At 77.3% G+C, this 1,903-nt stretch carries 1 protein-coding gene and 1 pseudogene; one reads left to right on the top strand and one right to left on the bottom strand.

The features are described from left to right. On the top strand, positions 1–1,565 hold a 1,565-nt coding region (locus GTW43_RS07695; RefSeq protein WP_161300878.1), incomplete at its 5' end, for an ATP-binding cassette domain-containing protein. Here the strand turns inward: GTW43_RS07695 and GTW43_RS07690 are convergent. Continuing rightward, a pseudogene (locus GTW43_RS07690) lies at positions 1,528–1,903 on the bottom strand (alpha-mannosidase); the annotation flags it as partial. The gene GTW43_RS07695 and the pseudogene GTW43_RS07690 overlap by 38 nt on opposite strands.

Raw genomic sequence — 1,903 nt, 5'->3', positions numbered from 1 at the left:
CACGGACACTCCTCGAGATCCCGGGGATCACCGCGCACGCACCGGGGGCGGAGCGTCCGCTGCTCGACGCCGTGGCGCTCCGCGTGCCCGCCGGAGGCGTCGTCGCCGTCGTCGGCCCCTCCGGCAGCGGCAAGACCACCCTCGGGCTCGCGGCACTCGGCGCCGCCCGCCCGGACGTGCGGCTGACCGGCAGCGTCGTGCTGGACGGCACGGACCTCACGGTCCTGACACCCGGCCGTCGCCGCGCGGTCCGCGCCGGGCTCGCCGCACATCTGCCCCAGCACCCGGAGAGCGTCCTCGACCCGGTCCGCCGGGCGGACGGCGCCCTCAGGGAACTGGCCTGCCTCGCACACTCCGGACGGGCCGCACGCCGCGCCGCGGTGGACCGCGCACTCGAGCGCGCCGGACTGGACCGCGACCTGGTGCGCCGGCGTTTCCCGCACCAGCTCTCCGGCGGGCAGCAACAGCGCCTGGCCTTCGCCTCCGCGCTGGTGACCGGCGCCCGGCTGCTGGTCCTCGACGAGCCGACGAGCGGCCTCGACCCCGTGCTCGCGCGGGCGCTCGGCCGCATGATCCGCGAACTGGCGGACGACGGCATCGGCGTACTGCTGCTCAGCCACGACCTGCCCCTCGTCCGCACCACCGCCGACCATGTGCTCGTCCTCGACCGGGGCCGGACCGTGGAGGAGGGGCCCACCCGCGCGATCCTGGGTGCGCCCGCGGGCGGGCCGGACACCGAAGTGCCCCTGGGCGCAGGACGCGTGGCGCCCCGGCACCGCTCCACCCGAGCGCTCCTCACGGCGGAACACCGGGCGCACACACGCCGCCTGCCGCGCCCCCGCACGGCGGACCAGGTCACAGGGCCCGGCGCCGGGGTCGCCGCCGAGGGCATCGTCGTCCGCCGGCGGTCGGCCGCGCTGCTGGCCGGGCCGGTCTCCCTGGCCTTCCCGCCGGACAGCCGCACCGCGCTGGTCGGTCCCTCGGGGTCGGGCAAGACGACGTTCGCCCGGGTGCTGGCCGGACTGACGGCGCCGACGCGCGGCGCCGTCCGGCACGGCGACCAGGTGCTGCCCGCCCGCATCGACCGGCGCTCGGCCGCGCAGCGCCGCGTCGTCCAGTACGTCCATCAGAACAGCGCCGACTCCTTCGAGTCCCACCGCCCGCTGCTGCCGCAACTCGCCGACACCGCACGCCTGTTGCGGGGTGTGCGTGACGACGAGGCGGCCGCGGAGGCGATGGCGACGGCGCTCGCGCTGGGACTCGACGCACCCCTGCTGCACCGGCTTCCCGGCCGCCTCTCCGGCGGACAGCTGCAACGCTGCGCACTGGCCCGCGCGCTCGTCGCCCACCCGGCCCTGCTGGTGTGCGACGAGGTGACCTCGGCCCTGGACGCCGTCTCCCGGGAGAGAGTCCTGGACGCGCTGCCCGGGCTGCTCGCCCCGGCCCGGACGGCCCTGCTGTTCATCAGCCACGACCCGGCCGCCGTCCGGGCCCTGACGGACGACACCGTCGCGTTCGCCGACGGAGTCAGCGCCCCCTCGACGGTCGCTCCAGGCGGAGCGTGACGGCCGCCGTCCCCCACGCGGGGACGGGCACCGGGAGCGCCCCGTCGGCGTCCGGGGTCAGGTCGCCGGTGCCCAGCCCCAGATAGTTCGTGTGCCGCGCTCCCGCGACGCGGAACGGGGTGGTGACACGGCAGACGACCGGGGTGTCGGTGAACGACTGCAGCCGCACCGTCAGACCGTCCTCGGCCGGGGCGGTGAGCCCCACCAGCCGGACGCGAGGGTCGTCCACCGACAGGAACTGGATCTCCGCCTGCGGCTCGGCCCCGGAGGCCGCCCGGGTGCGGACCGCGACGAGGGGGTGGCCCGCGACGGCGGCCGTCCGCATGGCCAGCTGCTCG

The sequence above is a fragment of the Streptomyces sp. SID5785 genome (genome assembly GCF_009870065.1).
Lineage (GTDB): Bacteria > Actinomycetota > Actinomycetes > Streptomycetales > Streptomycetaceae > Streptomyces.
This window is presented reverse-complemented; position numbering and strand designations above follow the sequence as displayed.